This is a genomic window from Microbacterium sp. 69-7, from assembly GCF_001897985.1.
In the GTDB taxonomy this organism is placed as follows: domain Bacteria; phylum Actinomycetota; class Actinomycetes; order Actinomycetales; family Microbacteriaceae; genus Microbacterium; species Microbacterium laevaniformans.
Genome location: NZ_MKRU01000097.1, coordinates 15,046 through 32,045 on the forward strand (window position 1 = coordinate 15,046; position 17,000 = coordinate 32,045).

Annotated in this window: 12 protein-coding genes; 2 read left to right on the forward strand and 10 right to left on the reverse strand. The window is 71.8% G+C overall.

The features are described from left to right. Positions 1 to 21: 21 nt before the first annotated feature. Together BGN98_RS12060 and BGN98_RS12065 are read right to left on the reverse strand one after the other, a co-directional pair. Positions 22 to 1,983 carry a YhgE/Pip family protein gene (locus tag BGN98_RS12060; RefSeq protein WP_005049805.1) on the reverse strand — a complete coding sequence of 654 codons (1,962 nt, stop codon included), beginning with the start codon at positions 1,981 to 1,983 and terminating at the stop codon, positions 22 to 24. Continuing rightward, positions 1,980 to 4,871 carry an MMPL family transporter gene (locus BGN98_RS12065; protein WP_005049806.1) on the reverse strand — a complete coding sequence of 964 codons (2,892 nt, stop codon included), beginning with the start codon at positions 4,869 to 4,871 and terminating at the stop codon, positions 1,980 to 1,982. The genes BGN98_RS12060 and BGN98_RS12065 overlap by 4 nt, the downstream gene beginning before the upstream one ends. Positions 4,872 to 5,047: 176 nt before the next feature. Here BGN98_RS12065 and BGN98_RS12070 point away from each other — a divergent pair, with 176 nt between their 5' ends. After that, positions 5,048 to 5,707, forward strand: a complete 660-nt coding sequence (locus BGN98_RS12070) for a TetR/AcrR family transcriptional regulator (protein WP_005049809.1) — start codon at positions 5,048 to 5,050, stop codon at positions 5,705 to 5,707. Between the two features lie 6 nt (positions 5,708 to 5,713). On the opposite strand, the gene BGN98_RS12075 is transcribed toward BGN98_RS12070, so the two are convergent. Together BGN98_RS12075 and BGN98_RS12080 are read right to left on the reverse strand one after the other, a co-directional pair. Next, positions 5,714 to 6,691 (reverse strand): o-succinylbenzoate synthase, encoded by a 978-nt coding sequence (locus tag BGN98_RS12075; RefSeq protein ID WP_005049811.1) that lies wholly within the window; start codon positions 6,689 to 6,691, stop codon positions 5,714 to 5,716. Next, positions 6,688 to 6,849 carry a hypothetical protein gene (locus tag BGN98_RS12080; RefSeq protein ID WP_005049813.1) on the reverse strand — a complete coding sequence of 54 codons (162 nt, stop codon included), beginning with the start codon at positions 6,847 to 6,849 and terminating at the stop codon, positions 6,688 to 6,690. The genes BGN98_RS12075 and BGN98_RS12080 overlap by 4 nt, the downstream gene beginning before the upstream one ends. Before the next feature lie 69 nt (positions 6,850 to 6,918). On the opposite strand from BGN98_RS12080, the gene metH reads away from it, so the two are divergent. Beyond that, positions 6,919 to 10,650 (forward strand): methionine synthase, encoded by a 3,732-nt coding sequence (gene metH / locus BGN98_RS12085; RefSeq protein WP_288121510.1) that lies wholly within the window; start codon positions 6,919 to 6,921, stop codon positions 10,648 to 10,650. Positions 10,651 to 10,674: 24 nt separating this feature from the next. On the opposite strand, the gene BGN98_RS12090 is transcribed toward metH, so the two are convergent. The 6 genes from BGN98_RS12090 to BGN98_RS12115 all read right to left on the reverse strand — a co-directional run bounded on the left by BGN98_RS12090 (position 10,675) and on the right by BGN98_RS12115 (position 16,939). Beyond that, positions 10,675 to 11,238, reverse strand: a complete 564-nt coding sequence (locus BGN98_RS12090) for a hypothetical protein (RefSeq protein ID WP_288121511.1) — start codon at positions 11,236 to 11,238, stop codon at positions 10,675 to 10,677. A gap of 9 nt (positions 11,239 to 11,247) precedes the next feature. Then, a complete protein-coding gene (locus BGN98_RS12095) occupies positions 11,248 to 11,745 on the reverse strand; it encodes a hypothetical protein (protein WP_288121512.1) in 498 nt (165 codons plus the stop codon). Between the two features lie 73 nt (positions 11,746 to 11,818). Further along, positions 11,819 to 12,223 (reverse strand): glucose-6-phosphate dehydrogenase, encoded by a 405-nt coding sequence (locus tag BGN98_RS12100; protein ID WP_288121513.1) that lies wholly within the window; start codon positions 12,221 to 12,223, stop codon positions 11,819 to 11,821. 170 nt (positions 12,224 to 12,393) lie between these two features. Further along, positions 12,394 to 13,428: a bifunctional GNAT family N-acetyltransferase/class I SAM-dependent methyltransferase gene (locus BGN98_RS12105; protein WP_288121514.1), complete on the reverse strand. Its 1,035-nt coding sequence runs from the start codon at positions 13,426 to 13,428 to the stop codon at positions 12,394 to 12,396. Beyond that, positions 13,425 to 16,346, reverse strand: a complete 2,922-nt coding sequence (locus BGN98_RS12110; RefSeq protein WP_288121515.1) for an ATP-binding cassette domain-containing protein — start codon at positions 16,344 to 16,346, stop codon at positions 13,425 to 13,427. The genes BGN98_RS12105 and BGN98_RS12110 overlap by 4 nt, the downstream gene beginning before the upstream one ends. A 44-nt stretch (positions 16,347 to 16,390) precedes the next feature. After that, positions 16,391 to 16,939, reverse strand: coding sequence for a hypothetical protein (locus BGN98_RS12115; protein ID WP_288121516.1), 549 nt, complete (start codon positions 16,937 to 16,939; stop codon positions 16,391 to 16,393). Positions 16,940 to 17,000: the final 61 nt, after the last annotated feature.

Here is a 17,000-nt window from a genome sequence, read left to right on the forward strand (position 1 = left end):
GCGGGTCCGGTGGGCGGGGTGTCAGGCCAGGGCGGGGGGTGCGGCGAGCAGCGCCCGTGTGTTCGCCGTCCGGCGGCGGGTCACCGCGATCGTCGTCGCGACGAACGCCAGCGCCGCCCACACGATCATGCCGGCGAGTCCCGCACCGAGCCCGCCGGCGGGCGTGATCGCCGCCAGCAGCGCGGTGTAGGCGGGGGCGGTGGGCATGACTGCGGCGACCGAGGCGAGGATGCCGGGGATGGTCGAGACGATGCCGGTCGCCACCGCGAGCACCCCCACGAGCGTCGAGATCCAGCGGCCCGCGCCCCCGAAGACCGCGACGAGCGCCTGGTTGACCGCCGCGAACGAGACGCCCGCGACGACGGCGAGACCCGCGAAGGCGAACCAGGTGCCGGCGTCGTAGTTCGCCGCGATCTGGGCGACACCCGCGACGAGCAGGCCCTGGGCTGCCCCGATGCCGGCGGCCGGGGCGAGACTGCGCAGCGCCAGAAGCACGGACGGCCGCCGCGAGCTCAGCGCATGCCGCGGCACGGCCTGAAGCGCGATGAACGATCCGAGGCCGCCGAACCACAGCGCGAGCATCGCCAGGAGCGGGATCGCGGAGGCGCCGAAGAGGTTGGTGCCGATGCCGTCCGCGCTCACCGGGTTCGCGACGACCTTGGCGGTCGCGTCGGCCTGCTGCTGCGAGTACGTCGGGATCTGCGAGACCGCAGAGTCCAGGCCCTGCGCCAGCGAGCTGGATCCGGTGGCGAGCTGGTTCACACCGGTGCTGAGCTGGGTCGCGCCGTCGGCGAGCTGCGAAGCTCCGTCGGCGAGCTGCGAGGCGCCCGTCGACAGCCCGGTGGCGCCGGTGGCGGCCTGGCCGATGCCGCCGGCGAGCTGGCCGAGGCCGGACTGCAGCGACTGCGCCCCTCCGGCGAGCTGGTTCACGCCCTTCACCGCCTCGGGGACGGCCTCGTTCTTCAGGCCGTTCGCGTACCCCGCCGCGTAGCCGGCGTTCGTCGCGGAGCTCTGGACGTCCGGCGCCAACGTCAGCAGCGCGGCGCAGGTGGGCGTCTGCACCGGCGACGCCGGGTTGCAGGCGTTCTCCACGAGCTGCTTCTGGTACTTCGCCGCGAGCTCTTGCGTCGCCGTCGCCGCCGCCGACGCGTACTGCGCCGTGGTCGACACCGTGCCGCCGAGAGTGTTCGGAGTCGTGGCGGTGAACTGCGCCGACAGCTGGTTCAGCCCGTCGACGAGCTGACCGGCTCCGGCTGCGGAGCCTGTGGCCCCGGTCGCCAGCTTGTCGAGACCCGACGACAGGTCGCTCGCCCCCGTGCCGAGCTGACCTGCGCCCGAGGCGAGAGCGGTCGCACCGCTGGGCAGCTGAGCGGCGCCGGTGGCCGCCTGCTGCGCGCCGCTGGCGAGCTGGTCGGCACCGCCGGCGGCCTGACCGAGCTGGTCGTGCAGGTTCGTGAAGCCCATGAGCACGTTGGTGAGGTACTGCTGTGACACGGCGCTGCCGAACACGGATGCCGCGGTCTGCGTGATCGTCGCGGTGATCGCGCCGTCGACGACGCGGCCGTCCGGAGCGGTCTGGACCTGGATCGTAGCCTTCTCGGGCGTCTTCCCCGGTGCGGTCGAGGTCGCGGCGGCGGAGAAGTTCTCCGGAATCGTGACCACCGCGTCGTAGCTGCCGTCGGCGAGGCCCGCGGCCGCGTCGTCGGTGTTGGAGATCACCCAGTCGAGGTTGCTGGGCACATCGGGGGAGCCTTCCACCAGACCCGCGGTGAGCTGGCGGCCCAGCGGAGCCGTCTGCCCGTTGATCGTGACCGGCTTGTCGTTGTTCACGATCGCGGCGCGCACGTTGTCGAGGCGCTCGGTGGGGTTGTAGAGCGCCGCGAGCAGGATGCCGCCGATCAGCACGGGCAGCAGGAGCACGCCGAGCAGCGTGAGCCAGGTGACGGGGCGACGGGAGCGGGCGCGTTCGAGGGAGAGAGTCATGCGGAGATCACCTGCGTGGGAGAGTCGGCGGTGCCGGTGGTGAGGGCCAGCGCGGTCACGCTCTGGCGGTGGGCGTCGGCGAGCACGTCGAGGGCGGGGCCCTCGCGACGGGCGGAGGCGACGATGGTGAGCGGATGGACGGGAGCACCGCTGCGGGTGGTGCGGGCGGCGGCGCGCTCCTGTGCGTCGCGCAGCAGCGCGGCAGCCTGATCGCGGTCGGCGCCGGTCAAGGTGTCGAGACCGTCGATGACGACCATCGTGGTTCCGCCGGCGAGCGCCCGGCGCAGCTCGGTGAGGGGCGCGGCGGCGCCGTCGAGCAGTGCGACACCGACGTGCGCGCGCACCCAGGCGCCGCGTCCGGGCAGCAGGTGACCCGCGACGCGCAGGCGTCCTTCGCTCGGGTCGACTCGGCCCGCGACGGTGAGGACGAAGGCGCGACCGGCGCGCGGATCGGCCGCGGTCGCCAGGAGCGTGCCGCCTTGCTCGAGCCGGATGGAGGAGGTGCGGAACAGCGTGATGTCGCCGACCCCCTTGCCGCCCTCGACGCGGACGGACAGGTCGTCTGCGGCCAGCGCGCCGGTGTAGTCGGGCTCCGGCCACGCGGTCAGTGCGAGCTCGCGTTCGACGGCCTCGCCCTCGATGTCGAAGTGCGGCAGTGCACGGTCGAGCCACCTCGGCATCCACCATGCCTTCTCGCCCAGCAGTGCCATGATCGCCGGTCCGAGCGTCATACGCACGAGGAAGGCATCGACGGCGATGCCGACGGCGAGTCCGAGCGCGATCGGTTTGATCGACGTATCGCCTTCGGGGATGAAGGCCGCGAAGACCGCGAACATGATGACCGCGGCGGCGGTCACCACGCGCGCCGACGCCGTGAAGCCGCTGCGCACCGCCCCGACGGCCGTCTGCCGATCGGCCCGTCCGCCGCGAGCGCGTCGGGTGTGCACGTAGTCCTCGCGCATGCGGGAGACGAGGAAGACCTCGTAGTCCATCGCGAGCCCGAACAGCACGCCCATGAGGATGATCGGCATGAAGCTGATCACCGGACCGGTGCGCGTCACGTGCAGCGCGTCGGCCAGCCAGCCCCACTCGAACACCGCCGCGACGGCGCCGAATGCGGCGAGGATCGACAGCAGGTAGCCCAGGGTCGCCTTCAGCGGCACCCAGATCGAGCGGAACACGATCATCAGCAGGATGAACGACAGGCCGACGACGAAAAGGCCGAACGGCAGCAGGGCGGCCCCCAGGCGGTCGGAGATGTCGATCGCGATCGCCGTGAAGCCGGTGACCTTGAGGTCGATGCCGTACTTCTGCAGCCATTCGTCGTGGTGGGCGCGCAGCTCCCGCACGAGGTCGGCCGTCTGCGGGGCATCCGGTGCCGTGGTCGGCACGATCTGGACGAGACCCGTGTCGGCGGTCTGGTTCGGAGTGGCGAGGGCGACCGTCTTCACGCCGGGGATCTTCTCGACGTCGGCCTTCAGGTCCGCCATGAGCGTCAGTGGGTCGGTCGAGGTGACGATCGTGCCGGCGAGGATGAGTGGTCCGTTCGCGCCCGGCCCGAAGTGCTCGGCGGTCAGGTCGTAGGCCTGCCGCGCTTCGCTGGAGGCGGGCTGCATTCCCGCGTTCGGCAGGGCGAGCTGCAGGCTCGACGCGGGAATCGCCGCGATGCCGAGCACCAGGATCACCGACAGGGCGCTGACGACCGGATGCCGGGTCACGAGCGCCACCCACGGGTTCGTCTTCTTCGAAGCTGCCGACGCCGCCGGTGCGGCGCTGTCCTCGGCATCCCCCCGCGTGCGCGCCGCGCGGCGGCGGCGCCCGAACGGGATGCCGCGCCCCAGACCCCGCGGCCAGCCGGCGACGCGGCCCTTGGCGAAGCCGAGGAGCGCCGGGGTGAGGGTGACGGCGACGGCGACCGCGACGGCGACGGCGCCCGCGGCGGCCAGACCCATCGTGGTGAGGAAGGGGATGCCGGCAAAACCCAGACCGACGAGGGCGATCAGCACCGTGACACCGGCGAACATGACGGCGGAGCCGGCCGTCCCGGTCGCGCGCGCGGCGGACTCCTCGGGATCGATACCGGCGCGCACCTGGTCTTGATGTCGCGCGACGATGAACAGCGCGTAGTCGATGCCGACGGCCAACCCGAGCATGATCGCGAGCATCGGCGTCGTGGAGGACACCGTCGCGAAGGCCGTCGAGGCGAAGATCAGCACCACCGAGAGCACCACCCCGATGATCGCGCTGACGAGGGGGAACCACGCGACGGCGAGCGATCGGAACGTGATGATGAGCACGAACAGCGCCACGAGCACGCCGATGATCTCCGTCACCGACAGGCTGGGCAGCGAGGTCGAGAACAGATCACCACCGACCACGACCGTCGACCCGGCCGGGAGCGCCGTGCCGAGACTCGTGGCCATGTCTTGAAGGGCGGTCTTCGTGGCGGCGGGGACGTTGGTGACACTGCCCTCGAACTGCAGGCGGATGAGCGCGGCCTGGCCGTCGTCGCTGACCATGCCGGTCACGTTCTTGTTGAACGGATCGGTGACCGCCAGCACGCCGTCGAGCTTTCCGAGATCGGTGACGGTCGTCGCGATCTGGTCGTTGTAGGGCGCGTCGTCGACGTGTTGACCGGGCGCCGCCACGATCACGTACTGCGCACTGGTGCCGGCGGCCTGAGGGAAGGTGCGGTTGAGAAGCTCCAGGCCCTCCTGCCCTTCGGTCCCTGGGATGGAGAAGGAGTTGTCGAACCCCTTCACGGCGCCGGTGGCGACACCCACCCCGACGGCGCCGCCGATCACGCCCAGCAGCAGCAGCCACGACATGAGGACCCGCCAGGAGTGGCGGTACGACCAGCGGCCGAGCGAAAACAGAAGTGTGGACACGGGGTGCTCCGGTTCAGACGTTCGGGACAGTGACGGACAGGGAATGTTCGATACACCGCTGTATCCGATACACAGATGTATCCTAAGAGCAGGGATTCGCGCAATCCTGAGCACTCGATGTGAACTGAGACGCGACAGCGACGGCGGCGCCGCCGTCGTCAACGGAGGGAGGGACAGTGACCGACGTCGCCGACCGCACGGATGCCGGCCGCCCGCCCAGCCAACGCCGGGAGCAGACCCGCGCTCGCCTGCTGGATGCCGCCCACGAGGTCTTCTCGGAGGTCGGCATGGACGCCGCCTCCGTGGAGGCGATCTGCGAACGGGCCGGCTTCACGCGCGGCGCGTTCTACTCGAACTTCGAGTCCAAAGATGAGCTGTTCCTGGCGCTCGTCACGCGCCTGTCCGACGCCAAGCTGGACGCGGTGGAGAGCCGGGTGCAGCGCCTCTCACCCGATGGCCAGATCGACATCTCCGATCTCGTCGGTCACCTCGGAGCGCCCTTCGGTGAGGAGATGGACCCCCACCTGCTGACCGAGATCCGCGCCCAGGCTCTGCGCGATGAGCGTCTGGCCGACGCTTTCCTCACGCTGCAGCGACGCGTACTCGAGCGGATCGAGGGCTTTCTCCAGCACATCGTCGCCACCTACGGGCTCACGCTCCGGATGCCGATCCCCGATGCGGCGCGCGTGCTTCTGGACGTCTCGAATGAGACCTGCACGACGGCCACCCTGGAGGGCAAGTCCTCCGGTCGCATCACGGACGACCTTCGTCGCCGTATCGAAGCCCTCGTGCCGGCGATCGTCGCCGACGGCGGCGCCGCGGTCTTCCGCTCCTAAACGCTCCTAGATCAGCGCGGCGCAGCGCTCGAGGCGTTCGAGCCACCAGGTGCGACGATCGGGGGATGCCGCGTGGCGGGCCAGAAGCGCGGCATCCGGTGTCACACGCCCGAGCGGCAGGCTGCCGTCGACGGGCCGCAGCGGTGCGCGCGTGACGTCGGCGGCGAGCAGCGATGCCGTACCGAGGCCGCAGTCGTAGGGCAGTTCAGGGAGCGCGGCCGCCAAGGTCACACCCATCGCTAGGCCGATGCTCGTGTCGAGGGCGCTGGAGACGACCGCGGGAAGGCCCGCGTCGGCGACGATCGACAGGGCGCGCGCGACCCCGCCGAGCGGCTGCGCCTTGACGACGAGCAGGTCGGCGGCGCCCCGGCGCGCAACGTCGAGGGGGTCCGCCGCCTTGCGCACCGATTCGTCGGCGGCGATGGGCAGGTCCCAGTCGGCGAGGCGCTCGCGCAGCTCGGCGAGCTCGGCGACCGACGCGCAGGGCTGCTCGAGGTACTCCAGGTCGAACCCGGCGAGGGCGTGGGCGGCATGTTCGGCCTCATCGACGTTCCAGCCGCCGTTCGCGTCGACTCGCACGCGACCCTCGGGACCCATCGCCGCCCGCACCGCGCGCACCCGCGCGACATCGTCGGCGAGCGTCTGCCCGCGCTCGGCGACCTTGACCTTCGCGGTGCGGCAGCCGTCGAAGCGGGCGAGCAGCGCAGGCACGTCCGCCGCCGCCACGGCGGGGACGGTCGCGTTCACCGGAACTCGATCGCGCACCGGCTCGGGCTGGCGCTGCCAGCCGTAGTCGATCGCGGCCGCCAGCCAGACAGCGGCTTCCGCGTCGTCGTACTCGAGGAACGGCGAGAACTCCGTCCATCCTTCGGGGCCTTCGACCAGCACGGCCTCGCGGTGCTCGACACCGCGGAAGCGCGTGACGAGGGGGAGTGAGACCACGTGCGCCGTCGAGAGGAGATCGTCGACGGACGGCGTCGTCACGGAATGAAGTTCACGTAACGCGCTTGGCTGACGGCGAGGTGCTGGGCGTGCAGCATCTCCTGCTCGCGGCTGGGCTTTCGCGCGTTGCGCTGATCGTGGGTCTCGGGCGGGCCGAGCACGGCGTCGCGGATGCGGGTGAAGATCGTTCGGATCGACATGATGCCTCCTTTCATCCACCTTGTCACACGACGCCGCCGCACAGAAGGCGGTGACCGTAGAATCGGGCGGTGACCGCCTCGATCGCCGCCGCCCGCTTCGCGCTCGACATCGACGGTGTGCCCCGCACCGCCCGCGCACAGGCGCTGCTCGACACCCTGTCGGAGCGGGTCGTGATCGCCGACGGCGCGATGGGAACGATGCTGCAGCGCCACGATCTGCAGATCGACACCGACTTTCACGGCCTCGAGGGCTGCAACGAGATCCTCAACGTCACACGTCCCGATGTGGTCGGTGCGATCCACGACGCCTACTTCGCCGTCGGCGTGGATGCCGTGGAGACGAACACGTTCGGGGCTAACTGGTCGAACCTGTCGGACTACGGCATCGACGACCGCATCACGGAGCTCGCCGCCGCGGGCGCGCGGATCGCGCGCGAGCGCGCCGAGGCGGCCGAGGCGGTCGACGGACGGATGCGCTGGGTGCTCGGGTCGATGGGGCCCGGGACGAAGCTGCCGAGCCTCGGCCACACCACCTACGCCCATCTGAAGGAGACGTTCGCGCTCCAGGCGGAAGGCCTCATCGACGGCGGCGCCGATGCGTTCCTCGTCGAGACGAGCCAGGACCTGCTGCAGACCAAAGCCGCGATCAACGGGTGCAAGCAGGCGATCGTGGCCCGCGGCATCCGGCTGCCGATCTTCGTCGAGGTGACGGTGGAGACGACGGGCGCGATGCTCATGGGCTCCGAGATCGGGGCGGCGCTGACCGCGCTGGAACCGCTCGGGGTCGATGCGATCGGGCTGAACTGTGCGACGGGACCGGCCGAGATGAGCGAGCACCTGCGCCACCTCTCGAAGCACTCGTCCGTGACGATCGCGTGCATGCCCAACGCCGGGCTGCCGGTGCTGACCGCCGACGGCGCCCACTATCCCTTGACACCGGCGGAACTCGCGACCGCGCACGAGCAGTTCGTCCGCGAGTTCGGGATCGGGCTCATCGGCGGATGCTGCGGCACCACGCCCGAGCACCTCGCCGCGGTCGTGGACCGGGTGGGCCGGCTCTCCGTGGCGACCCGCACCCCTGACCGCGAGACACCGCCGGGGCACCGAGACACCGAGAGTGCACCGGTGTCTCGGCGCGAGAACGGTGTCTCGCTGGCGTCAGCGATCGAGACCGAGCCGGGCGTCGCGTCGCTGTATCAGCACGTGCCGTTCCGGCAGGATGCCAGCCACCTCGCGATCGGGGAGCGCACCAACGCGAACGGGTCGAAGGCGTTCCGCGAGGCGATGCTCGAGGGCCGGTGGGAGGACTGCGTCGAGATCGCACGTGGGCAGATCCGCGTCGGCGCGCATCTGCTGGACGTGTGTGTCGACTACGTCGGCCGCGACGGGGTCGACGACATCCGCGAGGTCGTGTCGCGGTTCGCCTCGGCATCCACTCTTCCGCTCGTGATCGACTCGACCGAGCCCGCCGTCATCCAGGCGGGGCTGGAACTGATCGGCGGGCGGCCCGTCGTGAACTCCGTCAACTACGAGGACGGCGACGGCCCGGCATCCCGCTTCGGGCGCATCATGCCGCTCGTCAAGGAGCACGGCACCGCGGTCATCGCCCTGACGATCGACGAGCAGGGTCAGGCGCGCACCGCGGCGGACAAGCTGCGCATCGCGTCGCGGCTCGTCGACGAGCTCGTCGGGGCGTGGGGCATGCGGGTCGAGGACATCATCGTCGACTGCCTCACGTTCCCGATCGCGACCGGCCAGGAAGAGACCCGTCGCGACGCGATCGAGACCATCGAGGCGATCCGCGGCCTCGTGGCGAAGTACCCGGGCATCAACACGACGCTCGGTGTGTCGAACGTGTCGTTCGGGCTCAACCCCGCCGCCCGCTCGGTGCTCAACTCCGTGTTCCTGCACGAGGCGACGCAGGCGGGGCTGACCAGCGGCATCATCGACGCCGCGAAGATCGTGCCGTTGGCCTCCCTCCCCGACGAGCAGCGGAAGGTCGCGCTCGACCTCGTCTGGGATCGGCGTGAATGGGATGCCGACGGGGCCCTCACCTACGACCCGCTCGCGACGATGCTCGACCTGTTCGCCGGGGTCGACACGGCGGCCCTCCGCGACCAGCGCGCCGCAGAGCTCGCGGCGCTCCCGGTCGGCGAGCGACTCGAGCGCCGGATCATCGACGGGGAGCTCAAGGGTCTCGAGGCCGACCTCGACCTGGCGCGCGCCGGCGATGCGGATGCCGCGCCGCTCAGCCCGCTGCAGATCATCAACGACCACCTGCTGGAGGGCATGAAGGTCGTCGGCGAACGGTTCGGATCGGGCCAGATGCAGCTGCCGTTCGTGCTGCAGTCCGCCGAAGTGATGAAGACCGCGGTCGCCCTGCTCGAGCCGCACATGGAGAAGACCGACGAGGCCGGCAAGGGCACGATCGTGCTGGCGACCGTCCGCGGCGACGTGCACGACATCGGCAAGAACCTCGTCGACATCATCCTCACCAACAACGGCTACACGGTGATCAACCTGGGCATCAAGCAGCCGATCGCCGACATCATCGCCGCCGCCGAGGAACACGACGCCGATGTGATCGGGCTCTCGGGGCTGCTCGTCAAGTCGACCGTCGTGATGAAGGAGAACCTCGAGGAGCTCATGGCCCGAGGCCTCGGCACGAGGTGGCCGGTCATCCTCGGCGGCGCGGCTCTCACCCGCGCATACGTCGAACAGGATCTCGCGGAGCTCTTCGAGGGCGAGGTCCGCTACGCGAAGGACGCGTTCGAGGGGCTCGCCCTCATGGAGCCGCTCGTGCGGATCGCGCGCGGCGAAGCACCGGATGCCGTCGGCCTGCCGCCGCTGAAGAAGCGCATCCATGCGGCGGGGTCGCGTCTGACCCTCACCGAGCCCGAGGCGATGCCGGCGCGGTCGGACGTGGCATCCGACAATCCCGTGCCCGCCCCGCCGTTCTGGGGGACGCGCATCGTCCGCGGCATCGCGCTCGCCGACTACGCCGCGTTCCTCGACGAGCGGGCGACCTTCATGGGGCAGTGGGGGCTGAAGCCCGGCCGCGGCGAGGGCGGACGGTCGTATGAGCAGCTCGTCGAGACCGAGGGCCGGCCGCGCCTGCGGTACTGGCTCGACCGCATCCTCGCCGAGCGCATGCTCGACGCCTCGGTCGCCTACGGGTACTTCCCGGTCGTGTCGGAGGGCGATGACATCGTCGTGCTGCACCACGGCGACGACCCGACCGGCCTGCTCGGGCGGGCGGGACTGCTGGCGCCGGACGGCGGGTCGGGCGGCGCGCTCGGAGCCGACCGGCTGCGCTTCCACTTCCCGCGCCAGCGCCGCGACCGGCACCTGAACCTCGCCGACTTCGTACGCTCACGCGCGTCGGGACAGATCGACGTCCTGCCGGTGCAGCTCGTGACCGCCGGAGCGGCGATCGACGCCGTGACCGCGAAGATGTTCGCGGAGGACCGCTACCGCGACTACTACGAGCTGAACGGGCTGGTCATGCAGCTGACCGAGGCGCTCGCCGAGTTCTGGCACGCCCGCATCCGCGCCGAGCTCGGTTTCGCCGCGGAAGACCCGGCCGACACCGCGGGATTGTTCACGCTCGACTACCGCGGCGCGCGGTTCTCGCTCGGCTACCCGGCCTGTCCCGACATGGAGGACCGCCGCAAGGTCGTCGAGCTGCTGCGTCCGGAGCGGATGGGCGTCGAGCTCAGCGAAGAGCTGCAGCTGCACCCCGAGCAGTCCACCGACGCGTTCGTGTTCCACCACCCCGAGGCGACCTACTTCTCGGTCTGAACGGGGCGCGGCATCCGTCGCCGTTCAGCTTTGCGGCAGGGCGGCGACGTGGGCGGCGATGCGGGCGAACACCGTCTGCTGGGCGGCGTACGACGCGCGCCAATCGCCGGGGATCAGCAGGCTGTGGTCGGCATCGGCGACCTCGGCGACGTGCGCCCGAGTGCCGTCGATGCGGTCGCGGCGCCAGGCGGCATCCGCTGTTCCCGCCACGACGAGGTGATCCTCGGATGCCGCGTTCAGCGCCTGCGCGACGACGTCGTGATGCACCAACGGGGTGAGCCAGACACCCGGGATGCCGGCGGCGATCGCGAGCGGTGCGGCGAAGGTGCCCAGCGACTTGGCGACGACGAGGTCGGGGACGCCCTCGAGTAGCGCTGTCACGTCTGCCCAGGCTCGGCGGCCGAACGCGGCCGGATCGTCGGCTGCGGCATCCGTCCACGCGACGGCGTGCACGTTCCAGCCCGTCTCGGCGAGCATCAGTCCGCTCCAGTGAAGCAGGGGCGCCTGCGCCGTGTAGCCGCGCCCAGGGAGCAGGACCGCCGTGCGGGCGGCATCCGCGTCGGGGGTGAGGCGGTGCAGGACGACCATTCCGCGATGCTAGCGGCCCGCGGCTGGGGTCCGGCGGCGGAGCAGGACCGACGCTCCGACGGCGATCAGCGCGATGAGCGCCGCGAAACTCAGGGCGTACAGCGGTCCGGCCCACGGCGAGTAATCGCCGCCGTTGATCTGGAACGTGTCGGCCATCCCCATGCCGATGTCGAACGATGCCCAGAAGTAGCCGGGGGCGCCGAGCACGATGAGTGCGAGGTAGACGCTCGCGACCGAGGTGATGGAGAGGTCACGGCGGCGGACGGTGACGATGAGCGCGGCGATCGCGAGGAGGGGGCCGATCGCGAGGGTGATGTAGACGCGGAGCGGGCCCGACCACTGTCTGGCCGCTGTCATCGCGTCGTGGATCTCCCCGACCGTGTACCCGGGCATCGCGGCGAGCGGGTTCACGATCAGGATGTGGACCGCCGCCCAGGCGGCGTAGGCCACCACGAGCACCGTTCCGGCGACGGCGAGGGCGAGGTTTCGCCGCTGATGCGCATCCATGCCGTCATCTTGCCGGATATGCCGCCACGACGGCATCCTCCCCGCGCGAACGGCGAAGCTCGGCGGCCGGGTGTCAGCCGACGCGGGCGCCGCACATGCCGCACACGCCCGTGGCGGGCACCTGCACGAAGCAGTCGGGGCAGAGCGCGGCCTCGCGCTCGGGGATGATCGGTGCGGGCGCCTTGCGCGGCGCCGCCGAGCCGGCGGCGGCGCGCGTGCGGCGAGCGCGTTCGGGTACCGCGGCGGCGGGTGCGAGCTTCGCGGCCGGCTTGTGGTCGGAGCAGTAGAACCGCACGAAGCCGGCGGGGTTCGTCGGATGCCGGTGCTTCACCACCCACAACGCCTCGCGCGGCCACGGCTCACTCGTGGGACCGCAGCCGGAGCATCGCGTGGCATCGCCGGGCACGGCCTCGGCTGCGGCGACGGGCAGCTCGAAGGGGAGGGCATCGCGCCAGTCCGAGGAGTTCCTGATCTGCACGATTCGTCCTTCCGGCGGCATCCTCGGGTGGATCACGCCGTGCCCCATTCTCCCACGCCGGTGGATGCGCGTGCCCCGCCTCACCGGCCGCGACGACGCAGAAGCGGTTGCCTTCAGGGTCTCGGCGGAGAGGTCGCCGACGCGGATCACCTCCGACCCGACGGTGAGGATCAGTCGCGGCTTCCGTTGCGCGCCGTGACCGTGATCCACGCCTCTGCTGCGTGCGGTGAGGACGAATCCCGCACCTCGACGTCGGTCCAGCCGGCGGCGACGAACGCGTCGGCGAGAGCATCCTCACGCCAGAGGACGAAGTGTCGGGGCACCTCGAGTTTCGCGTCCGACCAGTGCTCGCCATCGCCCTTCTTGAATGACGCGATCATCACGCCGCCCCGTCTCGTCGCCATACGCGCGCGGCTCAGCACGCCGCCCAGTCGTGGTCGCGCCACGTGCAGCAGGACGGCGCTGGCGAAGACCCCGTCGTACGGTCCGCCGAAGTCGGCATCGCGCACGTCGAGCAGCCGTGCGCGATGACCAGCGTCGTGCTGCATGGCCACGAAGGATGCCGCGGCATCCGTGCGATCGACCGCAAAACCGGCCGCTTCCAGCGCGTCGGCGTCGCGACCCGGGCCGCTGCCGAGTTCCAGCACGCACGAACCCACGGGCAGCCGTGCGGCGAGCTCGGCGACGAGCGGCGATGGCGTCGCGGGCGTGCGCTGCGCGTAGCGCCGGGCGTGCGCGCGGTACGCGTCGAGCGTGAGCTCGGCCGGCTCCCCCAGAGGGTCCAGGAGGCAGTCGTAGCGCTGTCTGGTCGGCCAGCGCGGGTCGCGTGGCGCGTCTGCGACGACGAAGCCGAGGCGACGGTAGAAGTCCACGGCGTCGTCATCGGTGCTCGCATAGAGGGGTCGCGTCGGGTCGACGCGGCGCGCGGCATCCACGAGACGAGAGCCGAGCCCCGTTCCGCGTGCCTCGTGTGCGACGGCGATGTAGTGCAGATCGGTGCGGTCTTCGCCGTGCGTGTCGGCGCCGAACGCGGCGAAGCCGAGCACGCTGCCGTCGACCGTCCCGACGACGGTCATGGTGGGCAGCTCGACGTCGCGGATGCGGATGAGGGCGTCGGTGTCGAGACCCGCAGCCTCCCCGAGCAGGGCGAGGAATCCGTCGGTGTCGATCTCCTCGGCCGTCAAACGCCGCACCGTTGCCGTCACGATTCGACTGTAGCGAGAGCACTCCGAGGGCGTGCGCCGGGGCCCTGTGGTGGCGCGGCTGCCACCGGCTTCGCCCGGCGCAGGCAGCGCAGCACGGCGCGACCGACGAGACAGATCCCGACGGTCGTGGTGAGCGCGCGCACCGTGTCCCAGCTGACGGTCGATGTCACGAACGAGTAGACGAGGAAGGTGCCCAGGTTCTGAGGCAGTGGCGCTCCGGGAACGTACGAGATCGACGTTCCGGCGCCCACGGCGAACGGCCAGAACCACATGTTCATGATGAGTCCGAACGCGTACGCGGCGGCGACGCCGTATCCCACGAGCATCGCGATCTCCGCCCCGCCGCGCACCCGTCGCGGCAGGAGCCCCGCGCCGGCCGCGACCCACGCGCAGGCGAACATCTGGAACGGCAGCCACGGCCCGACGCCTCCCCACAGCAACGCCGACAGCCCCACGGATGCCGCGCCCAGCAGCAGCCCGAAACGAGCGCCGTAGGCGCGGCCGGCGAGGATGAGGAGCACGAACAGCGCCTCCACGCCGCCGACGCCGGTGCTCGCGATGCGGACGGCTGCGCCGATGGCGGCGAGCACCGCCAGCAGCGCCAGCGTCTGCGCCGAGCGGACTGTCGTGTCGAGCGCCGCGAGGGTGGCGAGTGCTGCCAGGGGAGCGAGGGCCAGCGCGATCGGACCGATGGCGGCCTGCGCCTGTGCGGGGAGGGCGGTCGCGGCGAGCGGCCAGACAAACGCGGCAGCGGCGACGACGTTCGCGGCGACCAGCGCGACGGTCAGCGCGGGGCGTGGCCGCGGTGCCCGGGCGGTGGTCCGCGCTCGTGTGTTCCGAACTCCTCCGATCTCGTCCGGTTCGGAGGTTCTCGCCGCCTCCGAGGGATGCGCGCGCGCGGAGTGGAGGAGTTCGGCACGCGGTCGATGCCTGGCGCCGCGGTCTTCGCCCGGCGCGGCGGCAGGCGCGGTCGCGGGGGCGGAGGCGGTGCCCATGGCGGACAGACGACCGGCGTCCATGCCGAGCACCACGTCGGCGCGGGAGATCACCACGGAGTCGTGGGTCGCGACGAACACGGCGGTCCCGGCCGCCGCGATGCGCGTAACGGCGGTATCGACCATCCGCCGTGCGTCGTGGTCGAGTCCGCGTGTCGGTTCGTCGACCAGCAGCACGCGGGGGCGCGCTGCCGTCTGGATCGCGAGCGCCAGGCACCGCCGCTGGCCTGCGGACAGGTCGCGCGGATGCCGAGGCCCCAGCAGCCGGGCCCGCTCGCCGCGTCCGAGCAGCGCGGCCACGCGGGCGATGGTGGTCCCGACCGGCAGGTGCGCCCGCCGGTCGGCGCGGCGACATTCCGCGGCGACCGTGTCGCGCACGAACAGCGCGTCGGCGTCGTCGGGCACCAGCCGCACGTCGCGAGCGTGCGCGCCCGTGGCGAGGGCGACCAGAAGGCTCGACTTGCCGGCTCCGTTGGGCCCGACCAGCGCCACCACCTCGCCCGGGTGCAGCGTCACGGCGACATCGTCGACGGCCAGGCGCTGCCCGTAGCGGACGGTCACCCGCGTCGAGAGCGCCGGTTCACAACTCCGGAGATCCGTAGCGGTCGCGGCCCGCGACGGCCCTTCGACGGGGAGGGGAGGCGGAAACTCCGGAGTTGTGAACGGCGCGGGTCGGGTGGTGACGGTCGCGGGCGTCGCTGCGGACGCCGCGGTGAGATGCAGCCATACGTCCGCGACGCCGGTGAGCTCGGCGCCGCGGTGTTCGGCGACGATGACGCACATGCCGGCCTCGTGCGCGAGTGCGCCCAGCAGCGTCACGATCCGGGAGCGCGCGGCGCGGTCGAGGTCGGCGAGGGGTTCATCCACGAGCAGCAGCACCGGCTGCTCGATGATGGCGGCGGCGATGGCGACGAGCGTCGCCTGGCCGGCCGAGAGCTCCCGCAGCGGCCGGTCGAGCAGTCCGGCGACACCCGCCCGCCCGGCGACGTCGCGAACACGCTCGTCGACGAGCACGCGGGCGAGCCCGCGCAGCTCCAGCGCCAGCCCGATCTCATCGCGTACGTTCGTCGTCACGAACCCGACGCGGGGGTTCTGCAGCACCACGCCGACGAGCCGCGACAGGTCGCGCGGCGGCGTGTCGGCGCGATCGTGCCCCGCGATCGACAGGCCGCCGTCGAGCCACCCGCCGTCGAGATGGGTGTGCAGCCCGCTCAGGGCACGCAGCAGGGTGGTCTTGCCCGAGCCGGTGGCGCCGGTGAGCACCGTCAGCGAGCCGCTGCGGATGCCGTCGCTCACCGCATCCGCCCCGACGCTCGACCCGTCGATCGTCAGGACGGTGTCGTCACCGAACCCGAGCGCGAGAGGTCCGTGCGCGATCGGAGAGCGGCAGTCGCCCTCGATCCTGCGACCTGCGTAGCCGCGCAGCTCCAGAGACGCGCCGACGGCGGTGGCACGCTCGATGGTCGCCTCCAGCACCGGCGCGAGGATGCGCACCCCCGCGCCGAACCCGCGCTCGCCGCGCAGGCGTTGCGCGCGCCGGGCCGTGCGTGCCGCATCGGCGAGCGCCGGAAGCGTGGCCCACGCGATCGACAGCGCCCGCGCGAGCCCCTGGAAGGGACCGCGCCGCGCCCCGCGCGCGAGCAGTCGCGGCAGATCGAGCAGTGCGCTGAGCACCCCGAAGACGATGATCGTCAGCGCGATCGGCAGTGCGCCGACCACGGCCGTCGCCAGCCCGTCGGCCGTGACCGGGCCGAACATCCGAACGTGGGCGAGCGGCGGAGCGAGTCGCCACACCGGCAGCGGCAGCAGCACCGCGCCGGTGCCGTCCACGCCGTGGAAGAGCACCCGGTACACGACCCGGACCGCCACGAAGCCGACCGCCAGAGCGAGGGCGGCGCGCAGGGGACCGGGGCGGAAGCTCACGCGCCGAGATTACGCGCGTCGGCAGCGATCAGCGGCAGTGGTGCTCACGCCGCCGGTGCAGCGGGGGCGCCGTCGAGGGTGAACAGCAACTCCACGCTCTCGCCGGGCTGTGCCGTCAGCGTCGACAGGCCCTCCTGCGCATAGTCCCAGGCTCCGTCGGCCGGCTTGGTCCACAGGGCCCAGTAGGCGAACGCCGCGGGCATGGCGTCGCACTTCTCGATGTACGCGGGGTCCTGCGCCGAGCCGACCGGAGCGGATGCCGAGGGCAGCCCGTTGACGCGGCAGACGACCTGGTCGCCGTACTGCTTCGTGCCCTCGATGCTCAGACCCGCGGCGGCGACGACGTCGGCCACCGCGACCTTGTCCATCGTGGGGAAGCACCAGGACTGAGACGAGCCGCCCGTCAGCGCCGACGAGTCGACGGCCAGAGTGACGCCCTTCCCCGTCGGGCAGGCGTCGGCCACGATGGTCTGCGCCGGCGTCGGCGATTCGGTCTCGGCGCGCTGCGCACTGCCGGTCGACGCACAGGCGGACAGGCCGAGCGCGAGGGTGCCGGCGGCGAGCAGGGTCAGGATGCGGGGAGTCGACGTCACCGCTCCAGCGTAGGGGAGCGGCAGGTGCGTCCCGGCCGGATCACGGCCCCCGCGCGTAGGC

Excerpts from the sequence above, each read along its gene's own strand:
- BGN98_RS12060 (WP_005049805.1), bottom strand. The coding sequence starts at position 1,983 with ATGACTCTCTCCCTCGAACGCGCCCGCTCCCGTCGCCCCGTCACCTGG.
- BGN98_RS12080 (WP_005049813.1), bottom strand. The coding sequence starts at position 6,849 with ATGTCGATCCGAACGATCTTCACCCGCATCCGCGACGCCGTGCTCGGC.
- BGN98_RS12090 (WP_288121511.1), bottom strand. The coding sequence starts at position 11,238 with ATGGTCGTCCTGCACCGCCTCACCCCCGACGCGGATGCCGCCCGCACG.
- BGN98_RS12095 (WP_288121512.1), bottom strand. The coding sequence starts at position 11,745 with ATGGATGCGCATCAGCGGCGAAACCTCGCCCTCGCCGTCGCCGGAACG.